This window comes from Brevundimonas vancanneytii (genome assembly GCF_901421975.1).
Taxonomy (GTDB): Bacteria; Pseudomonadota; Alphaproteobacteria; order Caulobacterales; family Caulobacteraceae; genus Brevundimonas; species Brevundimonas diminuta.
On record NZ_LR588407.1, the window covers coordinates 1688469 to 1713780 of the forward strand.

27 protein-coding genes and 1 tRNA gene are annotated in these 25312 nt (G+C 66.8%); 3 read left to right on the plus strand and 25 right to left on the minus strand.

Going from position 1 to position 25312, the window contains the following annotated elements:
* The first annotated feature begins 183 nt into the window (after window positions 1–183).
* Together FGL25_RS08350 and FGL25_RS08355 are read left to right on the plus strand one after the other, a co-directional pair.
* Complete coding sequence (locus tag FGL25_RS08350; protein ID WP_197733813.1) at window positions 184–2412, plus strand: TonB-dependent receptor; 2229 nt, start codon at window positions 184–186, stop codon at window positions 2410–2412.
* A gap of 69 nt (window positions 2413–2481) precedes the next feature.
* Window positions 2482–3786: a serine/threonine protein phosphatase gene (locus tag FGL25_RS08355; RefSeq protein ID WP_138141449.1), complete on the plus strand. Its 1305-nt coding sequence runs from the start codon at window positions 2482–2484 to the stop codon at window positions 3784–3786.
* Between the two features lie 122 nt (window positions 3787–3908).
* On the opposite strand, the gene FGL25_RS08360 is transcribed toward FGL25_RS08355, so the two are convergent.
* The 7 genes from FGL25_RS08360 to FGL25_RS08390 form a co-directional block, all read right to left on the minus strand.
* Window positions 3909–3985: transfer RNA gene (locus FGL25_RS08360), tRNA-Pro, on the minus strand.
* A 72-nt stretch (window positions 3986–4057) separates the two neighbouring features.
* Window positions 4058–4474 carry a MerR family transcriptional regulator gene (locus FGL25_RS08365; RefSeq protein WP_138141451.1) on the minus strand — a complete coding sequence of 139 codons (417 nt, stop codon included), beginning with the start codon at window positions 4472–4474 and terminating at the stop codon, window positions 4058–4060.
* Between the two features lie 5 nt (window positions 4475–4479).
* Entirely contained in the window at window positions 4480–4788 is a 309-nt protein-coding gene (locus tag FGL25_RS08370; RefSeq protein WP_369822381.1) for an integration host factor subunit alpha, read from the minus strand.
* A gap of 74 nt (window positions 4789–4862) precedes the next feature.
* Window positions 4863–5840: a beta-ketoacyl-ACP synthase III gene (locus tag FGL25_RS08375; protein ID WP_003164752.1), complete on the minus strand. Its 978-nt coding sequence runs from the start codon at window positions 5838–5840 to the stop codon at window positions 4863–4865.
* Window positions 5837–6892 carry a phosphate acyltransferase PlsX gene (gene plsX, locus FGL25_RS08380; protein ID WP_003164751.1) on the minus strand — a complete coding sequence of 352 codons (1056 nt, stop codon included), beginning with the start codon at window positions 6890–6892 and terminating at the stop codon, window positions 5837–5839. The genes FGL25_RS08375 and plsX overlap by 4 nt, the downstream gene beginning before the upstream one ends.
* A gap of 115 nt (window positions 6893–7007) precedes the next feature.
* Window positions 7008–7535 carry a YceD family protein gene (locus FGL25_RS08385; RefSeq protein WP_003164750.1) on the minus strand — a complete coding sequence of 176 codons (528 nt, stop codon included), beginning with the start codon at window positions 7533–7535 and terminating at the stop codon, window positions 7008–7010.
* Window positions 7532–8059 (minus strand): ubiquinol-cytochrome C chaperone family protein, encoded by a 528-nt coding sequence (locus FGL25_RS08390; RefSeq protein ID WP_040345284.1) that lies wholly within the window; start codon window positions 8057–8059, stop codon window positions 7532–7534. Before FGL25_RS08390 ends, FGL25_RS08385 begins: the two co-directional genes overlap by 4 nt.
* Before the next feature lie 89 nt (window positions 8060–8148).
* Between FGL25_RS08390 and FGL25_RS08395 the strand changes: the two genes are divergently transcribed.
* Window positions 8149–8628 carry an outer membrane protein assembly factor BamE gene (locus FGL25_RS08395; protein WP_003164749.1) on the plus strand — a complete coding sequence of 160 codons (480 nt, stop codon included), beginning with the start codon at window positions 8149–8151 and terminating at the stop codon, window positions 8626–8628.
* Window positions 8629–8741: 113 nt separating this feature from the next.
* Here FGL25_RS08395 and FGL25_RS08400 read toward each other — a convergent pair whose 3' ends face one another.
* The 18 genes from FGL25_RS08400 to glmU form a co-directional block, all read right to left on the minus strand.
* The gene (locus FGL25_RS08400; protein WP_138141453.1) at window positions 8742–10892 is read right to left on the minus strand and encodes a sodium-translocating pyrophosphatase; all 2151 of its coding nucleotides are present in this window, start codon (window positions 10890–10892) and stop codon (window positions 8742–8744) included.
* Window positions 10893–11067: 175 nt separating this feature from the next.
* A complete protein-coding gene (locus FGL25_RS08405) occupies window positions 11068–11493 on the minus strand; it encodes a hypothetical protein (RefSeq protein WP_138141455.1) in 426 nt (141 codons plus the stop codon).
* Between the two features lie 40 nt (window positions 11494–11533).
* Window positions 11534–12523 carry a thiamine-phosphate kinase gene (gene thiL, locus FGL25_RS08410; protein ID WP_138141457.1) on the minus strand — a complete coding sequence of 330 codons (990 nt, stop codon included), beginning with the start codon at window positions 12521–12523 and terminating at the stop codon, window positions 11534–11536.
* The gene (gene nusB, locus FGL25_RS08415) at window positions 12510–13004 is read right to left on the minus strand and encodes a transcription antitermination factor NusB (RefSeq protein WP_083673904.1); all 495 of its coding nucleotides are present in this window, start codon (window positions 13002–13004) and stop codon (window positions 12510–12512) included. Before nusB ends, thiL begins: the two co-directional genes overlap by 14 nt.
* 41 nt (window positions 13005–13045) lie before the next feature.
* On the minus strand, window positions 13046–13507 hold the full coding sequence (gene ribH, locus FGL25_RS08420; RefSeq protein WP_040345280.1) for a 6,7-dimethyl-8-ribityllumazine synthase: 462 nt from the start codon (window positions 13505–13507) through the stop codon (window positions 13046–13048).
* The gene (gene ribB, locus FGL25_RS08425) at window positions 13504–14640 is read right to left on the minus strand and encodes a 3,4-dihydroxy-2-butanone-4-phosphate synthase (RefSeq protein ID WP_138141458.1); all 1137 of its coding nucleotides are present in this window, start codon (window positions 14638–14640) and stop codon (window positions 13504–13506) included. Before ribB ends, ribH begins: the two co-directional genes overlap by 4 nt.
* Complete coding sequence (locus FGL25_RS08430) at window positions 14637–15227, minus strand: riboflavin synthase (protein WP_046653458.1); 591 nt, start codon at window positions 15225–15227, stop codon at window positions 14637–14639. Before FGL25_RS08430 ends, ribB begins: the two co-directional genes overlap by 4 nt.
* A gap of 77 nt (window positions 15228–15304) precedes the next feature.
* Complete coding sequence (locus FGL25_RS08435; protein WP_138141459.1) at window positions 15305–15931, minus strand: RibD family protein; 627 nt, start codon at window positions 15929–15931, stop codon at window positions 15305–15307.
* The gene (gene nrdR / locus FGL25_RS08440) at window positions 15931–16404 is read right to left on the minus strand and encodes a transcriptional regulator NrdR (RefSeq protein WP_003164743.1); all 474 of its coding nucleotides are present in this window, start codon (window positions 16402–16404) and stop codon (window positions 15931–15933) included. Before nrdR ends, FGL25_RS08435 begins: the two co-directional genes overlap by 1 nt.
* A gap of 12 nt (window positions 16405–16416) precedes the next feature.
* Window positions 16417–17700 (minus strand): serine hydroxymethyltransferase, encoded by a 1284-nt coding sequence (gene glyA / locus FGL25_RS08445; protein WP_128719983.1) that lies wholly within the window; start codon window positions 17698–17700, stop codon window positions 16417–16419.
* A 126-nt stretch (window positions 17701–17826) separates the two neighbouring features.
* Window positions 17827–18228 carry a GFA family protein gene (locus FGL25_RS08450; RefSeq protein WP_138141460.1) on the minus strand — a complete coding sequence of 134 codons (402 nt, stop codon included), beginning with the start codon at window positions 18226–18228 and terminating at the stop codon, window positions 17827–17829.
* Window positions 18229–18291: 63 nt separating this feature from the next.
* Entirely contained in the window at window positions 18292–18477 is a 186-nt protein-coding gene (locus FGL25_RS08455) for a DUF6898 family protein (protein WP_088411627.1), read from the minus strand.
* Window positions 18474–19700: a 5-aminolevulinate synthase gene (gene hemA / locus FGL25_RS08460; protein WP_128719981.1), complete on the minus strand. Its 1227-nt coding sequence runs from the start codon at window positions 19698–19700 to the stop codon at window positions 18474–18476. The genes FGL25_RS08455 and hemA overlap by 4 nt, the downstream gene beginning before the upstream one ends.
* Window positions 19701–19834: 134 nt before the next feature.
* Complete coding sequence (gene mmsB, locus FGL25_RS08465; RefSeq protein WP_138141461.1) at window positions 19835–20731, minus strand: 3-hydroxyisobutyrate dehydrogenase; 897 nt, start codon at window positions 20729–20731, stop codon at window positions 19835–19837.
* 83 nt (window positions 20732–20814) lie between these two features.
* The gene (locus tag FGL25_RS08470) at window positions 20815–21558 is read right to left on the minus strand and encodes a class I SAM-dependent methyltransferase (RefSeq protein ID WP_197733814.1); all 744 of its coding nucleotides are present in this window, start codon (window positions 21556–21558) and stop codon (window positions 20815–20817) included.
* A 94-nt stretch (window positions 21559–21652) separates the two neighbouring features.
* Window positions 21653–23038 (minus strand): glutathione-disulfide reductase, encoded by a 1386-nt coding sequence (gene gor / locus FGL25_RS08475; RefSeq protein WP_046653465.1) that lies wholly within the window; start codon window positions 23036–23038, stop codon window positions 21653–21655.
* A gap of 171 nt (window positions 23039–23209) precedes the next feature.
* The gene (gene rpiA, locus FGL25_RS08480; RefSeq protein WP_138141462.1) at window positions 23210–23893 is read right to left on the minus strand and encodes a ribose-5-phosphate isomerase RpiA; all 684 of its coding nucleotides are present in this window, start codon (window positions 23891–23893) and stop codon (window positions 23210–23212) included.
* On the minus strand, window positions 23890–25257 hold the full coding sequence (gene glmU, locus FGL25_RS08485) for a bifunctional UDP-N-acetylglucosamine diphosphorylase/glucosamine-1-phosphate N-acetyltransferase GlmU (protein WP_138141463.1): 1368 nt from the start codon (window positions 25255–25257) through the stop codon (window positions 23890–23892). Before glmU ends, rpiA begins: the two co-directional genes overlap by 4 nt.
* Window positions 25258–25312: the final 55 nt, after the last annotated feature.

Below are 25312 nucleotides of genomic sequence, written 5' to 3' on the forward strand. Positions count from 1 at the left end.
CGACAGCAACACTTCAAATAAGCTTCACCAAAGCATCACGACCATCTCCTACAGCGGAAATGTTGTCGAACAGTTGTTTTTTTAAAGCCGGTCACACGGCGTGAGAACTACGGCTGCTCGCGACATTCCCCAACTTTCCAGCCTGAGCGACTGGATCGCCCGCGCTGCCCGATGGATCGACACATGAACCGTCTTCTTTTCGGCGCCTCGAGCGCCGCCCTGCTCCTTGCGGCGGCCGCGCCCGCGGCGGCCGAGGTCGCGACCGAGCCTCAGGCCACCTCCGTTCAGGACATCATCGTCACCGCGCAGCGCCGCGAGGAATCCGCGCAGAAGGTCGGCCTGGCACTGACGGTCGTATCGGGCGAAGACCTGGACAAGCGCAACATCCAGACGGTCAACGACCTGGAAAACGCCGTCCCCAGCATGGAGGTCGACAGCCAGCTGGGCGGCGGCCAGCCCCAGTTCCGCATCCGCGGCGTCGGCCTGACGGACTACGCCGCCAACAACACCTCGACCGTCGGCGTCTATATCGATGAAGTCGCCTATCCCTATGGCGTGATGACCCAGGGCCAGTTGTTCGACATCGCCCGCATCGAGGTTCTGCGCGGGCCGCAGGGCACGCTGTACGGCCGCAACACCACCGGCGGCGCGGTCAGCGTCGTCACCGGAGCGCCGACGGACTATGTCGCGGCCGGCTTCAACGCCAGCTACGGCAGCTATGACGCCGCCAAGTTCGAGGGCTTTGTTTCGGGTCCGGTCGCCGGAACCCTGAGCGCCCGCCTGGCCGTCGCGGCCGAGACGGGCGGCGGCTGGCAATACCACCGCGACACGGGCAAAACCCTGGGCGACAAGGACACCAAGGCCCTGCGCCTGCGCCTGAACTGGCGCCCCAGCGACCTGACCGACCTCGACCTGAACGTCCACTACAGCCAGGACAAGTCGGACGGTCGGGGCCTGCGCCTGATCACCACCCCCTTCACCTCGGGCGGCGGCAAGGTCTATCCGATCGACACGGCCCACCGGATCACCGGCTGGGGCATCTCCCCCTATTTCGCCCAGCTGATCGGCGTCTCGCCCAACGCCAAGCCGTTCCGCGACAACGAGGGCAAGGGCGTCAGCCTGCGCCTGAACCACGACCTCGGCTGGGCCACCCTGACCGCCGTCGCCGCCTATGAGTCCTTCGACCGCAAGGAGTTCAACGACTGGGACGCCACGGCCTCAAACGAAGCCGGCACCTACTTCTTCAACGACATCGAGACGATCTCGCAGGAAGTGCGCCTAGCCTCGAACGGCGACGGTCGTCTGCAATGGCTGGCCGGTCTCTACCACGCGACCGAGGACATCGACGGCGGCTTCTACTCCGACTTCTCGGAAGCGAAGAGCCTCCGCTTCTGGATGAGCACCACCTACGGCCAGAAGGTCCAGACGACGGGCGCCTTCGCCAATGTCGACTACCGCCTGACGGATCGCCTGACCCTGATCGGCGGCTTACGCTACGAGGATGAGACCCGCGAGCTGAACGACTTCAAGACCGAGGTTCTGGCCCCGGTCCCGCGCGTCAACGCCACCGCCTCCAAGTCTCAGAGCATGGGCGAATGGACTGGCAAGATCGGCGCTGAATACGCCTTCAGCGACAGCGTTCTGGCCTACGCCAACATCTCGCGCGGGGTGAAATCTGGCGGCTTCACCACCTACAACAGCGGCCTGCCCGATCAGCTGGAGCCCTTCAAGTTCGAGGAGCTGATCGCCTATGAGACCGGCGTGAAGGCCAGCCTGTTCGACAACCGCCTCCAGACGAACGCGGCAATCTACTATTACGACTACCGCGACCAGCAGCTTCAGGGCGTGCTCTACACCCAGACGGGGCGCGTCGGCCGCATGATCAACGTGCCGAAGTCCCACATCCAGGGCGCCGAGCTGGAGCTGCGCTGGCAGCCCCTGGACAACCTGACCATCACCCAGGCGGTCGGCTACAAATACGGGGAATATGACGAGTTCTTCTTCGTCAACGCCTCGGCCACCGAAGCCGCCAAGGATCCGGTGACGGGCGAATACAACACCATCATCTACAGCGATCGCGCAGGCGAGCGCCTGCCCTTCCCGCGCTTCGACTACAAGGGCTCGATCGCCTATGAGCACCAGATCGGCGACTGGGGCGTCGAGGCGGAAACCAACTACGCCTACCGCAGCGAGAAATTCAGCACCTCGTCCAACTCGGTCATCGGCGACTACTGGCTGATGAACGCCAACCTGACGTTCCGTCCGATGAACGGCAGCTATGCCTTCGGCTTCTTCGTCAACAACCTGACGAACGCCTATTCGGAAGAGTCGCGCAACCGCTTCATCTCGGCGTCCACCGGCTCGCCCAACGCCCCGCGCACCTGGGGCGCCCGAGTTAGCTATCGCTACTGATCTCTGCCTGCGAGGCTTCGGACTTGGCTCCGAAGCCTCGCGCTTTTCCTCGCGAAGAAAGATGCGCCCATGTCGATGATGCGTAAGCTGTTCCGTTCAGCCGTCCTGGCCCTCGGCCTTCTGGCGGCCGCCCCCAGCCTGGCCCAACAGGCGACTGACGCCCGTTTCACCATCGCCGTGATCCCCGACACCCAGAACTATGTCGATCACACGCGTCAGCGCGCGGCCGGCTTTCCGTTCGACGCGCGGGACATGATGACCGAGCAGTTCCGCTTCATCGCCGACAACGCCGCCTCGCGCGGTGGCGACATCGTTTTCGCCACCGGCGTGGGCGACGTATGGCAGCACCCCATCATCGACATCGACCCGGATCACGCCGCGCGCGGCTTCAGTCCCCGCGCCCTGCCCTCCGACGTCGGACCGGCGAAATGGGCGCCGGGCGTGCGCGAGGTGGAGATCCCCGCCTCCATCGCCGCCTATCGCCTTCTGGACGGCGCCCTGCCCTTCTCGGCCGTGCCCGGCAATCACGACTATGACGCCCAGTGGTGGGAAGAGTCCTGGCCGCGCGACCTGACCGCGCCCGAGGGCGACCTGCGTCGCCTGGGCATGATCCATGTCGGCGGACTGACCGAATGGGTCCGCGTCTTCGGCGCCGCCTCGCCCTTCTTCAAGGACCGCCCCTGGTACGTCGGATCGCACGACGGCGGCGCGGACAGCGCCCAGGTGTTCGAGGCCGGCGGCTACCGCTTCCTGCACATCGGCCTGCAGTTCGCCCCTTCCGACGCAAGTCTGAAATGGGCCGAGACCATCATCCACGCCCACCCGGGCCTGCCGACCCTGATCAGCACCCACGACTTCCTGGACAAGACCGGACAGCGCCACGCCCATCCGGTCGTGGACATCAACGCCCTCGACCCCTTCGACAACAGCGCCCAGGGCGTGTGGGACAAGCTGATCAGCCGCAACCCGCAGATCTTCATGGTCCTGAGCGGGCATCACAACGGCCAGGCCTTCCGCACCGACCCGAACCGCCAGGGCGGCGCCGTCTATCAGCTGCTGTCCGACTATCAGGACCGCAACCGCGCCGCCGTCGACGCCGGGCTGGATGCGGCCAAGGCGCCGGGCCTGGGCGACGGCTGGCTGCGTTTGATGGCCTTCGACATGACGGGCGAGGTTCCGACCCTGCGCGTCCGCACCTATTCAACTCACTTCAAACGCTACGCCTTGGACGAGCCGAACTACGCACTCTGGTACAAGCCGAACGAGCAGCCTCAGATGACCGACGAGGAATTTCTGGCGCAGGACGAGTTCACCATCCGCCTGGAGGACTTCCGCGCCCGCTTCGGTCCCGGCCGCAGCGCCGTTCAGCAGTAGGCTGCCCTGTTCACAGTTCTGACTGAAAGTCTCGTCTTTTACGCGAAGCGCGCTAGCGCCCAATTGCAAAGGGGTCGCCTTACGGCGCCCCCTTCAAAACCATTCCAAATCAAAGATTTAGATGGTCGGAGCGACAGGATTCGAACCTGCGACCCCTTGACCCCCAGTCAAGTGCGCTACCAGGCTGCGCCACGCTCCGAAGGCGCTCCGTATAGACGGCGGTTCGGTGCTCCGCAAACCCTAAAACGCTCTATCGACAACAACTTCCGTCTTAGCGGCGCAGAACGCCCTCCAACCGGGCCTTGGCCGCTTCCAGTTCGCTCAACAGAGTCTCAAGGCGCGCCGGAGCCGCCGGAATCGCCGCCGTCTGCGATACCGTTTCAGCCCGATCACCCGAATCGATCTCCAGCGTCGCGGCCGGGTCGGCATAGGCCGTCAGGCGCGCAAGACCCTGATCCTGCACCAGGCGTTGCACCCCGCGAATCGTCAGCCCCTCGTCGTGCAGCAGCCGCCGCACAGCCTTCAGCACCATGACGTCGTCGGGGCGATAGAAACGGCGGCCGCCCGCACGCTTCACCGGGGCGACGAACTCGAACTTCGTCTCCCAGAACCTCAGCACATGCTGGGGGGCGCCGACTTCATCGGCCGCTTCAGAAATGGTGCGGAAGGCTTTGGGGCTTTTGGCCAAGGGTCTCAGGTCTCGACGACGGCGTCGTGCACCCGGCTCTTCATGATCTGTGAGGCGCGGAAGCTGATGACGCGGCGGGGGTTGATGGCGGCCGGTTCGCCGGTCTTGGGGTTGCGGCCCATGCGGGCGCGTTTCTCACGGACCTGGAAGACGCCGAAGCCCGACAGCTTGACCGTCTCGCCCTGCTCAAGAGAGTCGACAATCAGGTCCAGCGTGCGCTCGACCAGTCCGGAGCATTCCTGCCGGGACAACCCGACCTCTTCGTGGACCGCTTCGCACAAATCCGCACGGGTAAGCGTCTGATGTCCGGCCACTTGCATCTCCCCGCAATCAATTGGCGGGGCATTGAAGGGCAAAACGGCCGGAAATCAAAGTCCTCAATGCAAATCTAGAATCGGAAGGCGCACGCGCCCCATGTCAGGCCGCCGCCCATGGCTTCGACCAGGACCAGATCGCCCTTCTTGATTCGCCCATCCTTGATGGCGACGTCCATCGCCAGCGGGATGGAGGCGGCCGAGGTGTTGGCGTGCATGGCCACGGTCGAGATGACCTTGTCCTCGTCCAGGCCCAGGCGATCGCCCACGCCCTTGATGATGCGCTGGTTGGCCTGGTGAGGCACGAACCAGTCGATCTCGGGAATGTCGACGCCCGCAACCTCGGCGGCGGCCGTGATGGCCTCGGCGATGTTCACGACGGCGTGGCGGAAGACCTGATTGCCCAGCATCCGCAGATGGCCGACCGTACCCGTCGTGGCCGGGCCCCCGTCGACATAGAGCATGTCAGCCTTGGCGCCCTCGCAGCGCAGGGCGAAGCCCAGCACGCCGCGATCATCCTTGGTCCCCTGCCCCTCGCCCGGCTCCAGCACGAAGGCTCCGGCGCCGTCGCCGAACAGGACGCAGGTGGTGCGATCCGTCCAGTCCATCAGCTTGGTCATTTCCTCGGCGCCGATGACCAGGGCGCATTTGGCCTGACCGCGCGCGACAAAGCCGTCAGCCACGCTCATGGCGTAGACGAAGCCCGAACAGACCGCCTGAACATCGAAGGCGATGCCCACCGGCGCGCCCAGCTTGCGCTGCACGATGGCCGCCGTCGCCGGGAAGGTCTGGTCCGGCGTGGTCGTGGCGACGATGATCAGATCGACGTCCGCCGCCGTCTTGCCCGCGTCGGCCAGGGCGCGCTCGGCCGCCTTGAGCGCCAGATCGCTGGTCGGCTCGTCGTCGCGGGCCTTGTGGCGTTGGCGGATGCCGGTGCGCTCGATGATCCATTCGTCGGAGGTGTCGACGATCTTGGTCAGGTCGGCGTTGGTGACGACCTGCTCGGGCAGGAAGGAGCCGACCCCGGTAACGACGCTGCGGATGACGCTCACTGTTCGGTCTCTCCCATGACGACGGGCGCGGGTTCGTCCATCGCGGCCGCCAAACGCGCGAAATTGGCGCTGACCTTGGTCAGATAGTCACTGCGGGCCAGTTCGACAGCCACGCGGATGGCGTTGGCGTAACCCTCGGCCGTGGCGCCGCCGTGGCTTTTTACGACGATGCCGTTCAGACCCAGCAAGGGGCCGCCGTTGACGCTGCTGGGGTCGATGCGGCGCGCCATCTTCTTCAGGGCAGGCATGGCGATCAGAGCGCCCAGCTTGGCCAGCGGCCCGGAGGTCAGCGCTTCCTTCAGCAGGCCCGAGATGAAGCGGGCCGTGCCTTCGGCCGTCTTCAGCGCGATATTGCCGGTGAATCCGTCCGTCACCACCACGTCCACGGTTCCGGCGGCGATGTCATGTCCCTCGACGAAGCCGGTGTAGTTCACAGGCACGGCGTCGGTGCGCAGCACAGCGTGGGCCTCGCGCACCTCTTCGTGGCCCTTCATCTCTTCGGAGCCGACGTTCAGCAGGCCGACCGTCGGCCGCGCCACGCCATGCACGGCGGACTGGAAGGCCTCGCCCATGATGGCGAACTCGACCAACTGGCGCGCATCGCTGCCGATGTTGGCGCCGACGTCCAGCACGGCGGTGAAACCGCGCTTGGTCGGCCAGCTGGCGACGATGGCCGGGCGCTCCAGCCCGTCGACCGCCATCCGCAGAACCAGCTTGGAGATCGCCATCAAGGCGCCGGTGTTGCCCGCCGAGACGGCGGCCTGGGCCTCTCCCGTCTTGACCGCCTCGATCGCGTTCCAGAGGCTGGAGCCCTTGCCTCGACGCATGGCCTGGGCAGGCTTTTCGTCCATGGCGACGACCTTGTCGGTGTGCCGGACCTGGCAAAGGTCGTCCGATACGTGCAGGCGCGCCATCTCGGCGCGGATCGCCGCCTCGTCTCCGTGCAGCAGGAAGCGCACGCCGTCGCCGCCATACAGCGAATAATAAGCCTTCACGCCGCCGACCACGACGGCAGGACCGTGGTCGCCCCCCATGGCGTCGAGCGAGATCAATGTGGATGATGCCAAGTGGAAATCGACTCCGTCGCCGTCTTGTCGCGGCGCTTCAATGTTAGGGCGTGCAGACGCAAATGTCGCACCCTGTGGATGCAACCGAGGCGCCCTTAGGTCAACTCTTGTCGCCGTCGTTCGGCTTCAAGGCCCGCAACACGCCGAAAGGCGAGATCTCGCCCGGCTCAGGCGGTTGCTCGAACACCGCGCCGTCTTTGCGGGGATAGGGGTCAAGATGCAGCGCTAGTTGCTCGACCGCATACTGGCCCAGGTCGATCTGACCGTTTTCCACCACGTCGGGCGAATCGTCGTCCAGCTCCAGGTCGATCTCCCCTTCGTCCGAAGGCGCCGTATCCACGGCCTCGACCAGATTGATCTCGAATCGATCGTCGACATGAACGGGCAGAGGCTCCAGCGTCAGCACACAGGACTGGACCGCATCGGCTACGACACGTCCGGTCAGACGCCAGCCCGAAACCGTCGCCGTCACCTCCAGATCCGCCTCGAAACGGTCCAGCGACTTCAGGTTCAGCGCGCGCGCAATGCGCTGACGCGCCTCGGCGTCCGGCTCCAGGCGCCGGGACAGGCTCGCCCCGATCTGATGCAGGCGGACGGGGTCGCTGTAAGGCAGGGCGGGAATCGTCATGCGACGATCATGGCCCAGTCAGGCGCCTTTTCCACGGCGGAAATAGGCTGACGCGCCAGACGTTCGTGCGATTCCAGCGCATAACGGGTCAGTTCAGCGCCAGCAGCGGGATCGTCGCTCTCGAACACATTGCGCGCGATCGAAGCCTGAAAGCCGTCGCGGTCGCCTTCGCGCAGCGCCTTCTCATAGGCGCTCATACGGCCATAAAGGGCCTCGCCCAACTTGCGCATCTTCTTGCCGACAGACACGTCGCCGACGCCCAGTTCACGCAGAACGTTGTCCAGAGCCGAGACATAGGTGTCGAACATCTTCTGGGCCAGATCGGCCCCGCGCTCGCCCTCAGCCTTGGTCCGCACGAACAGCAGAAGGACGTGCAGGGTGTAGAGCTCGAACCGCGCATCGATTCGATCCGCCACGCCGAGGCGGGCGTAAAAATCGGGCTGACGCGCCTGTTCCACCGCCAGGGCGTATAGGCCCTGCGCCTGGCGCTCTTGCGTCTGTCGTCTGAAGAGTGTCTTGAACATAGGTTTTACGGCCCCTTTTCCGCCGCGCCGTTGCACTAGGACGCAGCGACGGTTAGGTCAAAGACCTTGTTTCTAGAGGCCCATCGCCGATGCCCCGTTTTACGTCGCTCATCATCGCCGCCTCGCTCGCCGCCGCTGCAGGCGCCTGCGCCCCGGTCGTCGCCACCCAGGGCTTCCAGGCCGTGGACGCCAAGCCCCAGGACATCGAGGCGGGCGTCGACACCCGCGAGACCGTCCTGGCCAAGCTGGGCACGCCCTCGACCACCTCGACCTTCGAGACCGACAACGTCTGGTACTACCTGACCCAGACGACCCAGCGCTACACCTACAACAAGCCTGAAGTGTCGCAGCGCACGGTCACCGAAATCACCTTCGCCGACGGCGGTGAAAAGGTCGCCAACGTCCGCACCCTGGGCCTGGAAGACGGCCGCCAGATCGCCATGGAGCGCCGCGAGACCCCGACTCGCGGCCGTCAGCTGACCATTCTCGAACAACTGCTCGGCAACGTCGGCCGCGGCCAACTGCCCCGCACCGAGGACGACGTGCCCGGCCAGCGCCGCCCAGACTAAGCTCCAGAAGATAGGCGCCCTCAAGCCGCCTGCGTCGCGAACGTAGGGCGCAAAAAAAAGACAACGCCCCGGAGATCGCTCTCCGGGGCGTTTTTAGGTTCAGCGAAGCGCTGTCAGACGATCTTACCGCCCGCCAGCACCGCCAGCAGCAACAGCGCCACGATGTTGGTGATCTTGATCATCGGGTTCACCGCCGGGCCGGAGGTGTCCTTGTAGGGATCGCCCACGGTGTCGCCGGTGACGGCGGCCTTGTGAGCTTCCGACCCCTTGCCGTGAACCACGCCGTTCTTGTCGGTGAAGCCTTCCTCGATCACCTTCTTGGCGTTGTCCCAGGCGCCGCCGCCCGAGGTCATCGAGATGGCGACGAACAGACCCGTCACGATCACCCCCATCAGCATGGCCCCCAGGGCGGCGAAGGCGTTGGCCTTGTCCGGCTGGATGAACAGGATGACGACGAACAGGATGATCGGCGACAGCACCGGCAGCAACGACGGCACGATCATCTCGCGGATGGCCGCGCTGGTCAGGATATCGACGGCTCGGCCGTATTCCGGCTTGGTCTGGAAGGTCATGATGCCCGGGTTCTCGCGGAACTGACGCCGCACCTCGGCCACGACCGCCTCAGCAGCGCGCCCCACGGCCGTCATCGACAAGCCGCCGAACAGGAAGGGCAGCAGCCCCCCGAACAACAGGCCGACCACGACATAGGGGTTGGACAGGTCAAAGGCGACCGTGCCCAGGCCGTGGAAGAAGCTGCCCGGCGCCGCCTCGGCCGCGAAGAACTTCAAGTCCTCCACATAGGCGGCGAACAGGACCAGCGCCCCCAGGCCCGCCGAACCGATGGCGTAGCCCTTGGTCACGGCCTTGGTGGTGTTGCCCACAGCGTCCAGAGCGTCGGTCGAGACGCGGACTTCCGGCGGCAGGCCAGCCATCTCGGCGATGCCGCCCGCGTTGTCCGTGACCGGACCGAAGGCGTCCAGCGCCACGATCATCCCCGCCACGCCCAGCATGGTGGTGGTGGCGATGGCGATGCCGAACAGGCCCGCCAGTTGATAGGCCGCGACGATGCCGACGATGATGGTCAGAGCCGGCAGCGCCGTGGCCTCCAACGACATGGCCAACCCCTGGATCACGTTGGTGCCGTGCCCTGAGACGGAGGCGTTGGCCACCGACTTCACCGGGCGGAAGCCCGTGCCGGTGTAGTATTCGGTGATGACCACGATGGCCGCCGTGACCAGCAGGCCGACGACGCCCGCCCAGAACAGGTTCATCGGCTGGATCAGCAGCCCGCCCGAGGTTTCGACCGCCCCCGGCAGAAGCTGGTTGATCACCCACCAGACCGCGCCCAACGACAGGACGCCGGTGACGATCAGCCCCTGGTACAGGGCGCCCATGATGTTGCCGCTCTTGCCCAGACGGACGAAGAACGTCCCGATGATGGAGGTCACGATGCAGACGCCGCAGATCGCCAGCGGCAGCAGCATCAGCACGTCGACATAGGGCTGGTTGCGGAAGAAGATGGCCGCCAGCACCATGGTCGCCACCGTCGTCACCGCATAGGTCTCGAACAGGTCGGCGGCCATGCCGGCGCAGTCGCCGACGTTGTCGCCCACATTGTCCGCGATGGTGGCGGCGTTGCGGGGGTCGTCCTCGGGGATCCCCGCCTCGACCTTGCCCACCATGTCGCCGCCGACGTCGGCCCCCTTGGTGAAGATGCCGCCGCCCAGTCGCGCGAAGATGGAGATCAGAGAGGCGCCGAAGCCCAGGGCCACCAAGCCGTCGATGACCTCGCGGCTGGTCGAGGCATGGCCCAGTCCCTGGGTCATGAAGGCGTAGTAGCCGGACACGCCCAGAAGCGCGCCGCCCGCCACGAACATGCCGGTGATGGCGCCCGAGCGGAAGGCCAGGTCCAGACCCCTGGACAGGCTCTGCGACGCGGCCTGGGCCGTACGGACGTTGGCGCGCACGGAGATCAGCATCCCCGCATAGCCCGCCGCGCCCGACAGGACCGCGCCGATCAGGAAGCCAAGCGCGGCCCAGATCCCGATAAGAAAAAAGGCCGCGACCAAGATCACGACCCCTACAATGCCAATCGTTGTGTACTGACGCTTCAGATAGGCGGATGCCCCTTCCTGGATCGCCGCGGCGATCTCACGCATCCGTTCATTACCACTGTCGGCCTTCATCAGGGCGGCGGTCTGGACGGCGCCGTAAAGCACCCCCAAGGCGCCGGCCGCGATGACCAGCCAAAGATATGACGTCATGGCGTTTCCAAGCCCTATGCAACTAGACGCGCGGATCCATGGGCTGCGCTACGGGCGTTTTCGCCTCTCGGCCGCCTTCCGGTCCCCCCGTGCGCTTACGGACGCAAATTCACGCCCCTCGGGAATTGCGGCTAAATCGTGCCAAAAGCAGAGCCGTGGCGCAACAGCGCTCTTTTTAGACGGCGCGAACGGTCGTGCGGCGGCGCGCGGCCTGGCTGACGACCTCGACGCGGGCGATCGCGCCCTTGCCGATCAGCACATCAGCCGAGCGGATCAGGCTGGCGCTCAGGGCCTGGGCGTCCAACTGGTTCCAGTCGTCGGCCAGGACGAAGGGCGTGCGATGCCCGGCGCGGACCAGGGCGTCGCGCAGATAGGGCTCCTTGGCCTTCACCGCGTCCAGGGCATGGCCTTCACCCAGATGCAGTTTCAGCACTACGAAGATGTAATTCCGAACCCGGCCGCCCACGATGATCGGCAGGCCCACCCCGGTCAGGTTGATGCTCGCCGGCTGAGCGGGCGTCTCCGCCGATGGCGAGGCTGCTGCGGCCGCCCCCGACAAGGCGGAGCCGGCGACGGCGAGGATAAGGGCGCGGCGGTTCATGGCGGCAGTGTGGGCCAGTCCCGTTAGGATTCCGTTGCCCTCAGCCGTGGGTCCAGCCCGTGCGCGTCGGGGTGATGACCTGGCCCAGATAGCGTGGCGACAGCCCCCTGCCCTCGACCACCCGCCCGACGCAGGTCAAACGCAGATGTCGCCGCTCGGCCTCACGGCGCAGGGCGTTTTCGGCGCCCGCCGGGACGGTCAGCAGGATCTCATAGTCGTCGCCGCCGCCGGCCAGCAGCTCCAGCGCCGCCTGCGGATCGACGCGCCCCTCGAACCAGGCTTGAGCAGCGGCGGACAGCGGCAGCCGCTCCAGGTCGATCTCAAGGCTGACGCCGCTGGCCTCGGCGATATGGGCGGCGTCGGCCAGAAGACCGTCGGACACGTCGGCGCTGGCGGTCGCCAGGCCCAGAACGACGGGTGCGAACTCCACGCGCGGCATGGGGGTGCGATAGGCGGCCTCCAGCGCGTCCATGCGTTCGGGCTCCAGGCTCAGGGTCGCCTGGGCGGCCTGAAGGCCCAGCCAGCCGTCGCCGATGGTGCCGGTGACGAAGACCAGATCGCCCGGTTGCGCCCCGGCTCGGCTGACCGCCGCGCCCGACGGCGCCCAGCCCAGCAGGGTGGCCGAGAAGCTGGCCGGCCCCGGCGTCTTCACCGTGTCGCCGCCCAGCAGGGAAATGTCGAAGATGGCCTGATCGCGCCGCAGCCCGGCGACGAAGGCCTCGCGCTCGGGCCAGCCGCAGCGTGGGGACCAGTGGCAGGCCAGCAGATAGCCGAACGGCTCGGCCCCCTTGGCGGCCAGGTCGGACAGGTTCACGCGCAACAGCTTCTGCGCCACCGTGTCCAGCGGGTCGTCGGGCAGGAAGTGGACGCCCTCGACGATCGCATCCTTGGTAAGGATGAGGTCGTGTCCCGGACGCGAGGGCAGCGCGGCCACGTCGTCGGCCAGCCCCCGCGCCCATTCCGGGTGCGCCAGCGGCTTCAGCAGCCGCTGGATGGTCTCGAATTCGCCTGCGACGTCAATCGCGGGCATCACGCGCCACGCCGTCGAGCGCCGCGTTCACGAACTTCGCCTCCGCATCGTCGAAGAAGGCCTTGGCCAGCTCGACATATTCGTCGATCACGATTTCACGCGGCACGTCGGGCTTGTGCTTCAGCTCCCAGGCGCCGCTGCGCAGCAGGGCGCGCAGGGTCGCGTCCAGACGCTCCAACCGCCAGTTGGAGGCCAGACGCGCCTTGACCGCCTCGTCCACCGCGCGCTGGTCCTCGACCACGCCGTGCACGACGGCGGCGAACCAGTCCTCGTCCGCCTCGGCCAGGGGGGCGCCGTCGATATCGGCGTCAAAACGGTGATTGCGGAACTCGCGCACGACGCTGTCGACGCCCTCGCCCGCCAGCTCCATCTGGTACAGGGCCTGAACGGCGGCCAGGCGGGCGACCGTGCGGGCGCGGCGCTGGCGGCTGGTCAGCTGGGGCTCAGCGCGGGCTTTGTCAGCCTCGGCCAGTTGAGCCATGACTTCGGCGACGGTGGCCGGGGTGGTGTTGGTCGGTTCGCTCACGAAGCCAGTCCTCCGCGCAGACGCTTGCGGATGGCAATCAGGTCCAGGCAGGCGCGGGCCGCAAAGCCGCCCTTGTCGCCTTCGCTGAGACGGGCTCGGGCCCAGGCCTGGTCCTCGTCCTCGGTCGTCAGGATGCCGTTGCCGATGGCCAGGCCCTTGAGGCCCAGTTGGGTGATGCCCGCCGCCGACTGATCCGAGACGATCTCGAAATGATAGGTCTCGCCGCGGATGATGCAGCCCAGGGCGACATAGCCGTCATAGCGCGGCGCGGTCGGATAGCGTCCGGCCTCTTCGGCCATGGCGATCACGGTCGGCACTTCCAGGGCGCCGGGCACGGTCACGACGTCATACTGAACGCCTTGCGCGCGCAGGGCGTCCTTCGCCCCTTCCAGAAGGGCGTCGGCCAGTTCGTCGTAGAAGCGCGCCTCGACGATGAGGACGCGAGTGGGGTCGTTCAAGATTGGTCTTCTCCGTCCATGTCGCGCCAGCCGACGATGCGCAGGCCGTAGCCTTCCAGCGCCGTCGGATTGGGTCGCGTCGAACTCATCACGATCATGTCTTTGATGCCGAGGTCGAGCAGAATCTGCGCCCCGACGCCATAGGCTTTCAGCGAACGATCCACGGCGGCGGGCTTGGCGACGCCGCCCAGCCGCTCGGCCAGACCATGCAGGTCGGGATCGCGCAGGAAGACGACGACGCCCGGCCCGTCCTGGGCCGCCAGCGCCTGCATCGCCTTCGGAATATAGTCCTGGCGGGCCTCGACATGGCCCAGCAGATCGGCGGCGAAGTCGACCTGGTGCATCCGCACGACGGTCGGCTTGGTCGGATCGATGTCGCCGCGCACCAGGGCGACATGCTCCGCGCCCTCGATGGTGTTGCGGTACAGGATCAGCTTGAACGCGCCGCCGTGGACGCTTTCGAACGGCGTCTCCATCACGCGCTCGACAAAGCGCTCGGTGCGGCGGCGATAGGCGATCAGGTCGGCGATGGTGCCGATCTTCAGCCCGTGAAGCTGAGCGAAGGCGATCAGGTCGGGCATCCGCGCCATCTCGCCGTCGTCCTTGATGATCTCGCAGATCACCCCGGCCGGGATCAGGCCGGCCATGCGGCTGATGTCGACGGCCGCCTCGGTGTGGCCGGTGCGAACCAGGACGCCGCCGTCGCGCGCGACCAGGGGGAAGATGTGGCCCGGCGAAACAATGTCGTCGGCGGTGCGCGACGGATCGGCCGCCACCTGGACCGTATGGGCGCGATCGGCGGCCGAGATGCCGGTCGTGACGCCTTCCTTGGCCTCAATCGAGATGGTGAAGGCCGTACCCATGCTCTCGCGGTTCTCGGCGGCCATCGGCGGCAGGCGCAGTTGCTTGGCGCGCTCGGCCGTCATGGCCAGGCAGACCAGGCCGCGCGCATAGCGGATCATGAAGTTGATCTGGTCCGGCGTGGCGAACTGGGCCGGAATGACGATGTCGCCCTCGTTCTCGCGGTCCTCGGCGTCCACCAGGATGTAGGGGCGGCCGTTGCGGGCGTCCTCGATAATGTCCTCGATCGAGCTGATCGGGCTGTCGGTGTTGTGGACGGCCAGTTTCATCATGCGGTCTCCTGCCACCGCGCGAGGTAACGCGCCAGCATGTCGATCTCCAGATTGACCTTTTCGCCGACCTTCAGGCCGCCGAGGGTGGTCGCATCCCACGTGTGCGGGATGATGTTCACGTCGAAGCGGCGCTCATGCACCCCATTCACCGTCAGGGAAACCCCATCGACCGTGATTGAGCCCTTTGGGGCGATGAATCTGTGCAGGGGCGCCGGCGCCTCGATAACGATGCGGTGCGATCCGCCCTCGGGGGTGATGGACACGACCTCGCCCAGACCGTCGACGTGACCCGAGACGATGTGACCGCCCAGTTCGTCGCCGAGTTTCGCCGCGCGCTCCAGGTTGACGCGGGTGTTCTCGGTCCAGTCGCCCAGCTTGGTCTTGGACAGGGTCTCGCCCGAGACCTCGACGGCGAACCAGCCCTCCCCCTTCTCCGTAACGGTCAGGCAGCAGCCCGCGTGGCTGATGGAGGCGCCCAGGTCGATGGTCGCCGTGTCCCACACGGTCTCGACCTCATAGCGACGGTCGCGGTTGGTTTCACGGACGCTGCGGACGCGGCCGATGTCGGTGACGATGCCGGTGAACATGAAAGCTCCGGTCCCTTCGGACCCAAAAAACAGAGTCTAATTAGTCTAATTCGTCTGAAATCGCGCCTGAGGAGGCGTCAGGCGCGGGCGTAGCGCTCCCACTGATCGTCTCCGACAGGCTCGACGCCCAGACGACGGAACTTGGGGGCGTGGGCCAGCTTTGCAAGCGCCAGGGAGGCGATGCAGGGCCGCCCTTCCCCGCCCAGCAGGATTGGGGCGCGGAACCACTCGATAGCGTCGACCGCCCCCGCCTGGATGAAGGAGGCGGCGACGCGGCCCCCGCCTTCGATCAGGATGGAGCCGATATTGCGGGTGGCGAGCGCGTCGAGGACGGCGGAAATAGCGGGACGGCCGTCATTGGGGGCGACGGCGACGACCTCGGCCTGGCCGATGGGATGGGGTTGGGCTGTTGTGAAGATCAGGGTGTTGCCGGATGCGACCTTGGCCGTCGCGGGGGTCCGCAGGCGGCTGTCGAGAACCACGCGCAGCGGATGCGTCCCGGCGAAGTCAGGAAGACGGACGGTCAGTTCGGGATCGTCGGCCAGCACCGTCTCGACGCCGACCAGGATGGCGTCATGCGTCGCGCGCAGGCGGTGGCCCTGAAGGCGCGCCTCCGGCCCGGTGATCCACTGGCTTTCGCCCGTGGCCGTGGCGATGCGGGCGTCCAGCGACGTGGCCAGCTTCAGGGTGACGCGCGGGCGCATCAGTCCTGGCCGGACTTGGTCTCGTCGAAGCCCTCGTCGCCGAGGAATTTGGCGAAGTCGCTGGTGTGGCGGAAGTCCTTGTAGACCGAGGCGTAGCGGACATAGGCCACTTCATCGACCGACTTCAGCGCCTTCATGATGAAGTCGCCGACGATGTGCGACGGAATCTCGGTCTCGCCCAGGCTTTCCAGCTGGCGCACGATGCGGCTGACCAGCAGCTCGACCTGATCGGGCTGGACCGGGCGCTTGCGAAGCGCGATGCCCAGCGAGCGTTCCAGCTTGTCGCGGTCGAAGGGGGTGCGGCGGCCGTTCCGTTTCAGGATGACCAGTTCGCGCAGCTGCACCCGCTCGAAGGTGGTGAAGCGCCCGTTGCACTGCGGGCAGGACCGACGGCGCCGGATGGCCGCGCCGTCGTCAGACGGGCGGCTGTCCTTCACCTGGGTGTCGGCGTTTCCGCAGAAGGGGCACTTCATCCGAGGGGCCTCTTAGCGATAGATCGGGAAGCGCGCGGTCAGTTCGCGCACCTGAGCCGCCACGCCCGCGACGACGGCCGGATCGGCTTCATCGCCGCCGTTCATCGACGAGACGACATCGGCGATCCAGTGACCGATCTGCTTGAACTCTTCCTCGCCGAAGCCGCGCGTGGTGCCCGCCGGCGTGCCCAGGCGAACGCCCGAGGTGACGGTGAAGGGCGCGGTGTCGAACGGCACGCCGTTCTTGTTGCAGGTCATCAGGGCCTTCTCGAGCTCATGCTCGGTCGCCTTGCCGGTCACGCCCTTGGGACGCAGATCGACCAGCATCAGGTGGCTGTCGGTGCCGCCCGAGACGATGGCCAGGCCGCGATCGACCAGAACGGCGGCCAGGGCCTGGGCGTTCTTGACGACCTGCTGGGCGTAGAGCTTGAACTCGGGCTTCAGCGCCTCGCCGAAGGCCACAGCCTTGGCGGCGATAACGTGCTCCAGCGGGCCGCCCTGCAGGCCGGGGAAGACCGCCGAGTTGATCTTCTTGCCCAGATCCAGGTCGTTGGACAGGATCATGCCGCCGCGCGGACCGCGCAGGGTCTTGTGCGTCGTGGTGGTGACGACGTGAGCGTGCGGGATCGGGTCGGGATAAACGCCGCCGGCGATCAGACCGGCGTAGTGGGCCATGTCGACCATCAGATAGGCGCCGACGCTGTCAGCGATCTCGCGGAAGCGCTTGAAGTCGATGTGGCGGCTGTAGGCCGAGGCGCCGGCCAGGATCAGCTTGGGCTTCTCCTTCTGGGCCATCTCAGCGACGTGATCGTAATCAATCAGATGGTCGTCTTCGTTCACCTTGTAGGTGACGGGACGGAACCACTTGCCCGACTGGTTGGCGGGCGAGCCGTGGGTCAGGTGTCCGCCGCAGGCCAGATCCATGCCCAGGAAGGTGTCGCCCGGCTGCAGCAGGGAGAAGAAGACCGCCTGGTTGGCCTGGGCGCCCGAGTGGGGCTGGACGTTGACGAAGGCGGCGCCGAACAGCTCCTTGGCGCGCTCACGGGCCAGGTCTTCGGTGATGTCGACGAACTCGCAGCCGCCGTAGTAGCGACGACCCGGATAGCCCTCGGCGTATTTGTTGGTCAGGACCGAGCCCTGCGCGTCCAGCACCGCCTGGGAGACGATGTTCTCGGAAGCGATCAGCTCGATCTGCTCCTTCTGGCGGCCAAGCTCGCCCTGGATGCCCTTGAAGATCGCCGGATCGGCGTCGGCGAGGCTCTTGGAGAAGTAGGAGTCGTGGGTGAAGGCGGTCACAGGCAGGCATCCCGAAGGCTGAAGGCGGAAACGGCGCTCCCTTCTAGGCCGCGCCGCCGAACACCACAACATCTAGGGGGATGCGAGGCCGCCGCCCACGTCATCGCGGACGGCGGCGAAAATCGCCTACCAGTTGTTGCGGCCGTCCATCTGCTCGATCTTGATCGAGGACAAGTCCAGGTCGGGCGCCATGCGCAGATTGACCGCCGCGATGCGCGTCGAGGGCATGGAGCCGGGCTGATGCCCCTCTTTCGGCGTCCCGTCGGCGTTGTAGACAGAACCCCAGTCCGGCGAGAAGCCGTGGGTGTTGCCGCCGCAGGTCGCACAGAAGTGATGGTGGTTCATGCCGTTGGGAGCATAGTCGCCCACCGGCCCTGTCGCGGTGATCGTCAGTTCATCCGGACTGTAGTAGCCCCAGACCGCACCGGTCCGATGGCACCACGTGCAGTTGCAGGATGCGGCCTGCTTGGGCAGGTCCGGCGCCTCGATCTTCACGGCTCCGCAGTGGCAGACGGCGGTCAGGGTCATGTGGGGCTCCTCCTTCATATCAAGAGGATACCGCTTCCTGCTGTCAGAAAACGGCAGCAACGCTCACATCCGGGTCAAGGCGCGCTTCAACTTGGCCAGGGCGACCCGTTCGACGGACTTCGGCTCGTTGACCGGCCCCATGGCGCTGACCTCGCGGCCAGTGGCCACGTGGATCGCCGAGCATTTCACATAGGGGCCGTTGCGGACGAACTCGACGATGACTTCGCCGAGTTCAGCGTCGTGCGTCATGCGGCGGCCGGTTGACGCGCCACGTTGCAGTGAGACCAGAGCTTGTCCATCGCCTCGACCAGCTTGTCGATCATGGCGTCGTCATGGTCGGGCGAAGGGGTGAAGCGCAGACGCTCGGTCCCCTTGGGCACGGTCGGATAGTTGATCGGCTGGACGTAGATCCCGTGCTCTTCCAGCAGCATGTCCGAGATCAGCTTGCAGTGCACCGGGTTGCCGACGTGAACCGGCACGATATGGCTGACGCTGGGCAGGACGGGAATGCCCGCCTCAGACAGACGGCGCTTCAGGGTGGCGGCGCGCTCCTGATGGGCGTCGCGCAGTTCAGGGTGCGCTTTCAGATGGCGCACCGAGGCCAGAGCCCCGGCGGTCAGAGCGGGCGGCAGGCTGGTGGTGAAGATGAAGCCCGAGGCCCAGCTGCGCACGGCGTCCACGATCACCGCATCGGCGGCGATGTAGCCGCCCATGACGCCGATGGCCTTGCCCAAGGTGCATTCAACGATGTCGATGCCGTCCAGCACGCCGTCACGCTCGGCCACGCCCGCGCCGGTTTCGCCGTACAGGCCCACGGCGTGAACCTCGTCCAGATAGGTCAGGGCGCCGTATTTCTTGGCCAGGGCGATGGTGCCGGCGATGTCGGCGATGTCGCCGTCCATCGAATAGACGCTCTCAAAAGCGACCAGCTTGGGCGCAGCGGCAGGCGCCGCCGCCAGCAGTTCCTCGAGGTGTTCGAGATCGTTGTGGCGGAAGATATGACGCTCGCCGCCGCCGTTGCGGATGCCCGCGATCATGGAGGCGTGGTTCAGGGCGTCGGAGAAGATGATCAGACCCGGCAGGATCTTCTGCAGGGTCGACAGCGTCGCCTCATTGGCCACATAGCCCGAGGTGAACAGCAGGGCCGCTTCCTTCTGGTGCCAGCTGGCCAGCTCGGCTTCCAGATCCACGGCCGAACGCGTGGTGCCCGAGATGTTGCGCGTTCCCCCTGCCCCGGCGCCGGTCTTTTCGATCTCGGCCTGCATGGCGTCGATCACCACCGGGTGCTGGCCCATGCCCAGGTAGTCGTTGGAGCACCAGACGACGACGTCCTGCTGGGCGCCGTCCTCGCGACGACGAACCGCACGAGGAAACTGGCCGCGCACCCGCTTCAGATCGGCGAAGACGCGATAGCGACCTTCACTGCGGACCTGATCCACAGAGTTCTGAAAGGCGGACTTATAGTCGAACAAGGCGGCGCTTCTTTCGCTTATGCAGCTTTCGCGGCCTAATTGCGCGCGCCGCCCTGTCTTGTCCATGTCAGGAGCCGGACAAAACGTCCCAACCCCTTAATTGATAACGGTTCTCAGCTTCATCAACGCCTGCATCAAGCCAGGGTGTCGATGCGGCCGCGCAGCATCTGCACCATGGCGGAGAAGTCCTTGCCGCCGTAGCCGAGGCCGTTGAACAGGGCGTAGAGGGCCTCGGCCTGGGCGCCCAGCGGCGTCGTGGCGCCCGCCTTGGCGGCGGCGTCCTGGGCCAGTTTCAGATCCTTCAGCATCATGGCGCTCGCGAAACCGCCTTCATACTCGCGGTTCGACGGGGCGGTCGGCACTGGCCCCGGCCAGGGGTAGTAGTTGCTAACGCTCCAGCACTGGCCCGAGGACTTGGAGGCGATCTCGAAGAAGCGTTCCGGCTCCAGACCCAGCTTCTCGGCCAGGGCGATGGCCTCGCACGTGCCGATCATCGAAATGCCCAGCAGCATGTTGTTGCAGATCTTGGCCGCCTGACCCGCGCCGTGGTCGCCCGCGCGGATGGTGATGCGGCTCATGGGGTCCAGCGCCGGTTCGACGCGGGCGAAGTCGGCCTCGTCGCAGCCGACCATGAAGGCCAGGGTGCCGGCGTCAGCGGCGGCGGTGCCGCCCGAAACGGGAGCGTCGGCGAAGGCGTAGCCCGCCTCCTTGGCCAGGCCCGCGACCTTGCGCGCCGTCTCCACGTCGATGGTCGAGCAGTCCAGCAGCAGGGCGCTGGCCGGGGCCACGCCGATGATCTGCTCCGAATAGACGCCGAGGACATGCGGGCCGGCGGGCAGCATGGTGATGACCACCTCGGCGTCCTTCACGGCCTCGGCGACCGAGGCGACGGTGCGGCACCCGGCCTCGGCGGCGCGCTCCAGCGCGGCAGGCGACAGGTCGAAGGCGGCCACGTCATGCCCGGCCTTGGCCTGATTGGCGGCCATGCCGCCGCCCATGTTGCCCAGGCCGATGAAGGCGATGCGAGTCATCTGTGCGTTTCCCTTATGGATTTTGGCCGAGGGTTAGCGCCGCCCGTCCCGCTTCGCCAGTCACCAATTTGAGACGAGACGCCTCAGTTCGGTTTGCGGAAGCGGTAGACGAACTGATCCGTCTTGCCCCGGATCGCCTCGTCGAAGACGTTCAGGCTGTGGTCGTCGGCCGGGTTGGCGACGGCTGTGCTCTCTCCGTCGAAGACGAAACCGGCGGCCTCGACCTCCTTGCGGAGCTGGGCGCCCTCGATGCGGTGCAGGCTTTCGACCACGGTGTTGGCGGCGCCGGGCGCGGCCTGGTGGTCGATGACGACATAGAGGCCGCCGGGCTTCAGCGCCTTGAAGATGTCCGCGTTCATCTTGGCCACGTCCACGCCGAAACGGGGAATGTGGAAGTCGTGATATTCCTGGCTCATGAAGACCAGGTCCAGCGGCGCATCGAAGCTCATGGCGTCCAGGTCGCCGTTGACGCGGCTGATGTTGGGATAGGCGGCGACCAGGGCGTCGGCGCGCGGGTTCTCGCGCTCGGCCGTGCGGTTGGGCACGAAGGCGTAGACATGGCCGCCCTCGCCTACGACCCGCGAAAACAGGCGGCTGAAATAGCCCGCGCCGGGACGGATGTCGGCGATGCGCCAGCCCGGCTTGACCTGGGCGAAGGCCAGCATCTCGGCCGGATGACGCAAGGGGTCGCGGGCCACTTCATCGGCCGGGCGCAAGGTGTCGGCGACGGCGGCCCGATAGGCGGGCGCGGCGGCGTTCTGGGCCAGGGCGGGCGCGGCGCTGAGGATGGCGGCGACGACGGCGGCGGCGAGCAGATGCGGCTTCATGATGAACTCCTTGATCTCTTGCTGCCCCGGTCGGGGCCTTCGGGCGGCATAAGGCGCGCAGACGGGACGGCTGGCAAGCCGCCCCGGCGTGCGATCAACCGGCGGACATGGAGGCCGGGGTCTGCTTCTCTTTCAGGGTGACAAGCTCCTCGGCCATGGTCGGGTGGACGGCGCAGGTCGCGTCCCACTGGGCCTTGGTCAGGCCCGCCTTCACGGCGATGGCGGCCAACTGGATCATCTCGGGGCTGTCGGGGCCGACGATGTGGCAGCCAACGACGCGCTGGGTCTCCCCATCCACCACCAGCTTCATCAGCACCCGTTCGTCCGAGCCGGTGAAGGCGTATTTCATCGGCCGGAAGCGGGTGACGTAGACGTCCACCTCACCCGGACAGGCGTGGCGGGCCTCGGCCTCGGTCAGGCCGACGGTGCCGACCGGCGGCTGGCTGAAGACGGCGGTGGCGACGGCTTCATAGTCGAAGCTCTGCGGATTGTTCCGGTAGACCGTCTCGTGGAAGGCCACGCCCTCGCGGATGGCGACGGGGGTCAGGTTCATCCGGTCGGTGACGTCGCCGATGGCCCAGATGTTGGCGGCCGTGGTCTGGGAATACTGGTCGACCTTGACGGCGCCGTCGTCGTTCAGTTCGACCCCGGCGGTCTCGAGGCCCAGATCCTTGACGTGAGGAACGCGGCCGGTGGCGAACATGACCACATCGGTTTCGATCTTCATGCCGTTTTCGAGGTGGTTGACCAGGCCGGTCTCGGTCTTCTCGATGGAGGAATGCTGGCAGCCCAGGATGACCTTGACGCCGCGCTTCTGGATCTCGCCCGCCAGATGGGCGCGCACGTCGTCGTCGAAGCCGCGCAGGATGTTAGGGCCGCGATAGATCAGGGTCGTTTCGACGCCGAGGCCTGCAAAGATGCCCGCGAACTCCACCGCGATATAGCCGCCGCCTGCGATCAGGATGCGCTTAGGCAGTTCCGGCAGGTGGAAGGCCTCTTCCGAGGTGATGGCGTGTTCGACGCCCGTCAGGCCTTCCGGCTTCCACGGGCGGCCGCCGGTGGCGATCAGGATTTTCTCGGCGGTGATGGTCTGGCCTTTTCCGACGATCTCGACGGTATGGGCGTCCTTCAGGATGGCGCGGCCATGGACCAGATCGACGCCCGCCTTGGCCAGGTTGGCGGCGTAGATGCCCGACAGGCGGGCGATCTCGACGTCCTTGGCCTGCAGGAAGGTCGGCCAGTCGAACTTCGCATTGTCGAAGGACCAGCCGTAGCCCTCGGCGATCTCCAGCGCGTGGCTGACCTCGGAGGCCATGACCATGAACTTCTTGGGCACGCAGCCGCGCACGACGCAGGTGCCGCCGACGCGATACTCTTCCGCGATGGCGACCTTCTTGCCGCCCAGCGCCGTCAGCCGCGCCGCCCGCACCCCGCCCGAACCGGCGCCGATGACAAAGAGGTCGTAGTCGTATTGGGCCATCGGGCTCTCCGGGAATGGACCCGAAAAGATGAGTCCAATTCGTCTGAATCGTCTGAAATCCGCGCGGCCGAACCGCAGCGCTGACCCGACTTAGGCGCCGGGGCGCGAGGGGGCAAGGCGACGCCCCACTCTTCGCTCACCCCGGCCTTCGCCGGGATGAAGGGGGCTGGATCAGGGATTGATCGTCTCGAACCCTTCGTCCGTGCCGATGACGGCCAGGTCGGTCAGGTCGAGGAACAGGCCATGCTCGACCACGCCGGTCAGGCTTTTCAAATCGGCGGCGAGGCGGGCCGGGTCCGCGATCAGCTTGCAGGCCGCGTCGTAGATCAGGTTGCCGCCGTCGGTGCGGATCAGGCCGCGCTCGGCCTCGCGCACGCGGGCGGGCGAGCCGATGTCATGATCGGCCAGGACGTCGGCGATGCGGTTGGCGGTCGTCTTGTGGCCGAAGGCGACGACCTCGATCGGCAGGGGGAAGGTTCCCAGCGCCGGAACCACCTTGGCCGCGTCGGCGATGCAGATGCAGCGGGCGGACGCCTCCCACACCAGCTTTTCGCGCAGCAGGGCCGCGCCGCCGCCCTTGATGAGGGCGAGGCCAGGGCCGATCTCGTCAGCGCCGTCGACGGTCAGGTCGATGCGCGGCGTGTCTTCCAGCGTCGACAGGGTCAGGCCCAGTTCGCGCGCCAGATCGGCGGTGCGCTCGGACGTCGGGACGCAGCGCAGGTCCGGCAGGTTGCGGGCGGCCAGCGCCTTGACGAACCAGGCGGCGGTGGAGCCGGTGCCCAGGCCGACGACCATCCCGGCCTCGACGTAGGCGGCGGCGGCTTCGCCGGCGTTCTTTTTCTGCAGGTCGCTCATTGGGATTTCGCCGCCTTCTTTGCGCGCATGGCAGCCATAAACCGGGCCGCCCAACCGGATTTCATTGTCTGTTCCGCGCGGCCGAGCGCCAGATCGCCGGGCGCGACATCCTTCGTCACCACCGAGCCGGAGCCGACCATGGCGCCCGCGCCGATGGTCACGGGAGCGACCAGCGAGGAGTTCGAGCCGACGAAGGCCCCCTCGCCCACCGTGGTGCGGTGTTTGAAGAAGCCGTCGTAGTTGCAGAAGATCGTGCCCGCGCCGATGTTGGCCTTCGCCCCCACCTCGCCGTCGCCGAGATAGGCCAGATGGTTGGCCTTGGCGCCGGCGTCCATGCGGACGTTCTTGACCTCGACGAAGTTGCCGATCTTGACGCCTTCGCCCAGGTCCGCGCCGGGGCGCAGGCGGGCGTAGGGGCCGACCTCGGCGCCCGTCGCGACCTTGGCGCCCTCGATATGGCTGAAGCTGCGGATGCGCGCGCCCTCAGCCACCTTGGCGCCGGGGCCGAAGACGACGAAGGGTTCGATGGTCGTGCCCGCGCCGATGTCGGTGTCCCAAGCGAAGTGGACGGTGTCGGGGGCGCTCATGGTCACGCCCTGCGCCAGGAAATGCTCGCGCTGGGTCTTCTGGAACAGGGCCTCGGCCTGGGCCAATTCGCCTTGCGCGTTGACGCCCATGACAGAGTCTTCGGCGGCGAAGACGGCGCGGGTCGGGGCGCCGCGCTTGCGCGCCAGCTCGACCACGTCGGTCAGATAGTATTCGCCCTTGGCGTTGTCGTTCGTCACCTCGGACAACAGCTCGAACAGCAGGCCGACCGGGGCCGCCATGACGCCCGAGTTGCAGGCGGTGATCGCCAGCACGTCCGCTGACGCCTCCTTGGCCTCGGTGATGGCCAGCAGACTGTCGCCGTCAAGGATCAGGCGGCCGTAGGCGCCGGGATCGCGGGCCTCGAAGCCGATGACGGTGACGCCTTCATGGGCGTCAGCGAAGACCGGCTCGATGTCGGCGGCCTTCAGCAACGGCACGTCGCCATAGGTGACGACCACATGGCCGACGAAGTCGCCCAGCACGGCCTCGGCGGCGCGCACGGCGTGGCCGGTGCCCAGCGGCGGATCCTGAACGGCGATGCTGTCGGCGCCGAGGCGCTTTTCAACGTGAGCGCGGACTTCCGGCGAGTGGGCGCCGACCACGACGACGATGCGTTCGCAGCCCAGAGCCTCGGCCGCATCGATGGCGTGGTCCAGCATGGCGCGCGCGCCGACCGGGTGCAGCACCTTGGGCAGGGGCGACTTCATGCGCGTGCCCTGGCCGGCGGCGAGGATGATGGCGGCCCTCGGATGAGTCTGGGGATGAGGTGCGGTCATGAATCGATCCGGCGGCTTGTCGTTGCCTGCGATCTAGCCCATTGCCGGGGTCTTC

What these genes read in the sequence shown, in the direction of transcription:
- FGL25_RS08350 (WP_197733813.1), top strand. Translation starts at nt 184, where the DNA reads ATGAACCGTCTTCTTTTCGGCGCCTCGAGCGCCGCCCTGCTCCTTGCG.
- FGL25_RS08355 (WP_138141449.1), top strand. Translation starts at nt 2,482, where the DNA reads ATGTCGATGATGCGTAAGCTGTTCCGTTCAGCCGTCCTGGCCCTCGGC.
- FGL25_RS08385 (WP_003164750.1), bottom strand. Translation starts at nt 7,535, where the DNA reads ATGACGATTCCCGCCCTGCCTTACAGCGACCCCGTCCGCCTGCATCAG.
- FGL25_RS08390 (WP_040345284.1), bottom strand. Translation starts at nt 8,059, where the DNA reads ATGTTCAAGACACTCTTCAGACGACAGACGCAAGAGCGCCAGGCGCAG.
- FGL25_RS08395 (WP_003164749.1), top strand. Translation starts at nt 8,149, where the DNA reads ATGCCCCGTTTTACGTCGCTCATCATCGCCGCCTCGCTCGCCGCCGCT.
- FGL25_RS08400 (WP_138141453.1), bottom strand. Translation starts at nt 10,892, where the DNA reads ATGACGTCATATCTTTGGCTGGTCATCGCGGCCGGCGCCTTGGGGGTG.
- FGL25_RS08405 (WP_138141455.1), bottom strand. Translation starts at nt 11,493, where the DNA reads ATGAACCGCCGCGCCCTTATCCTCGCCGTCGCCGGCTCCGCCTTGTCG.
- thiL (WP_138141457.1), bottom strand. Translation starts at nt 12,523, where the DNA reads ATGCCCGCGATTGACGTCGCAGGCGAATTCGAGACCATCCAGCGGCTG.
- nusB (WP_083673904.1), bottom strand. Translation starts at nt 13,004, where the DNA reads ATGGCTCAACTGGCCGAGGCTGACAAAGCCCGCGCTGAGCCCCAGCTG.
- ribB (WP_138141458.1), bottom strand. Translation starts at nt 14,640, where the DNA reads ATGATGAAACTGGCCGTCCACAACACCGACAGCCCGATCAGCTCGATC.
- FGL25_RS08430 (WP_046653458.1), bottom strand. Translation starts at nt 15,227, where the DNA reads ATGTTCACCGGCATCGTCACCGACATCGGCCGCGTCCGCAGCGTCCGT.
- FGL25_RS08435 (WP_138141459.1), bottom strand. Translation starts at nt 15,931, where the DNA reads ATGCGCCCGCGCGTCACCCTGAAGCTGGCCACGTCGCTGGACGCCCGC.
- nrdR (WP_003164743.1), bottom strand. Translation starts at nt 16,404, where the DNA reads ATGAAGTGCCCCTTCTGCGGAAACGCCGACACCCAGGTGAAGGACAGC.
- FGL25_RS08450 (WP_138141460.1), bottom strand. Translation starts at nt 18,228, where the DNA reads ATGACCCTGACCGCCGTCTGCCACTGCGGAGCCGTGAAGATCGAGGCG.
- FGL25_RS08455 (WP_088411627.1), bottom strand. Translation starts at nt 18,477, where the DNA reads ATGACGCACGACGCTGAACTCGGCGAAGTCATCGTCGAGTTCGTCCGC.
- mmsB (WP_138141461.1), bottom strand. Translation starts at nt 20,731, where the DNA reads ATGACTCGCATCGCCTTCATCGGCCTGGGCAACATGGGCGGCGGCATG.
- FGL25_RS08470 (WP_197733814.1), bottom strand. Translation starts at nt 21,558, where the DNA reads ATGAAGCCGCATCTGCTCGCCGCCGCCGTCGTCGCCGCCATCCTCAGC.
- gor (WP_046653465.1), bottom strand. Translation starts at nt 23,038, where the DNA reads ATGGCCCAATACGACTACGACCTCTTTGTCATCGGCGCCGGTTCGGGC.
- rpiA (WP_138141462.1), bottom strand. Translation starts at nt 23,893, where the DNA reads ATGAGCGACCTGCAGAAAAAGAACGCCGGCGAAGCCGCCGCCGCCTAC.
- glmU (WP_138141463.1), bottom strand. Translation starts at nt 25,257, where the DNA reads ATGACCGCACCTCATCCCCAGACTCATCCGAGGGCCGCCATCATCCTC.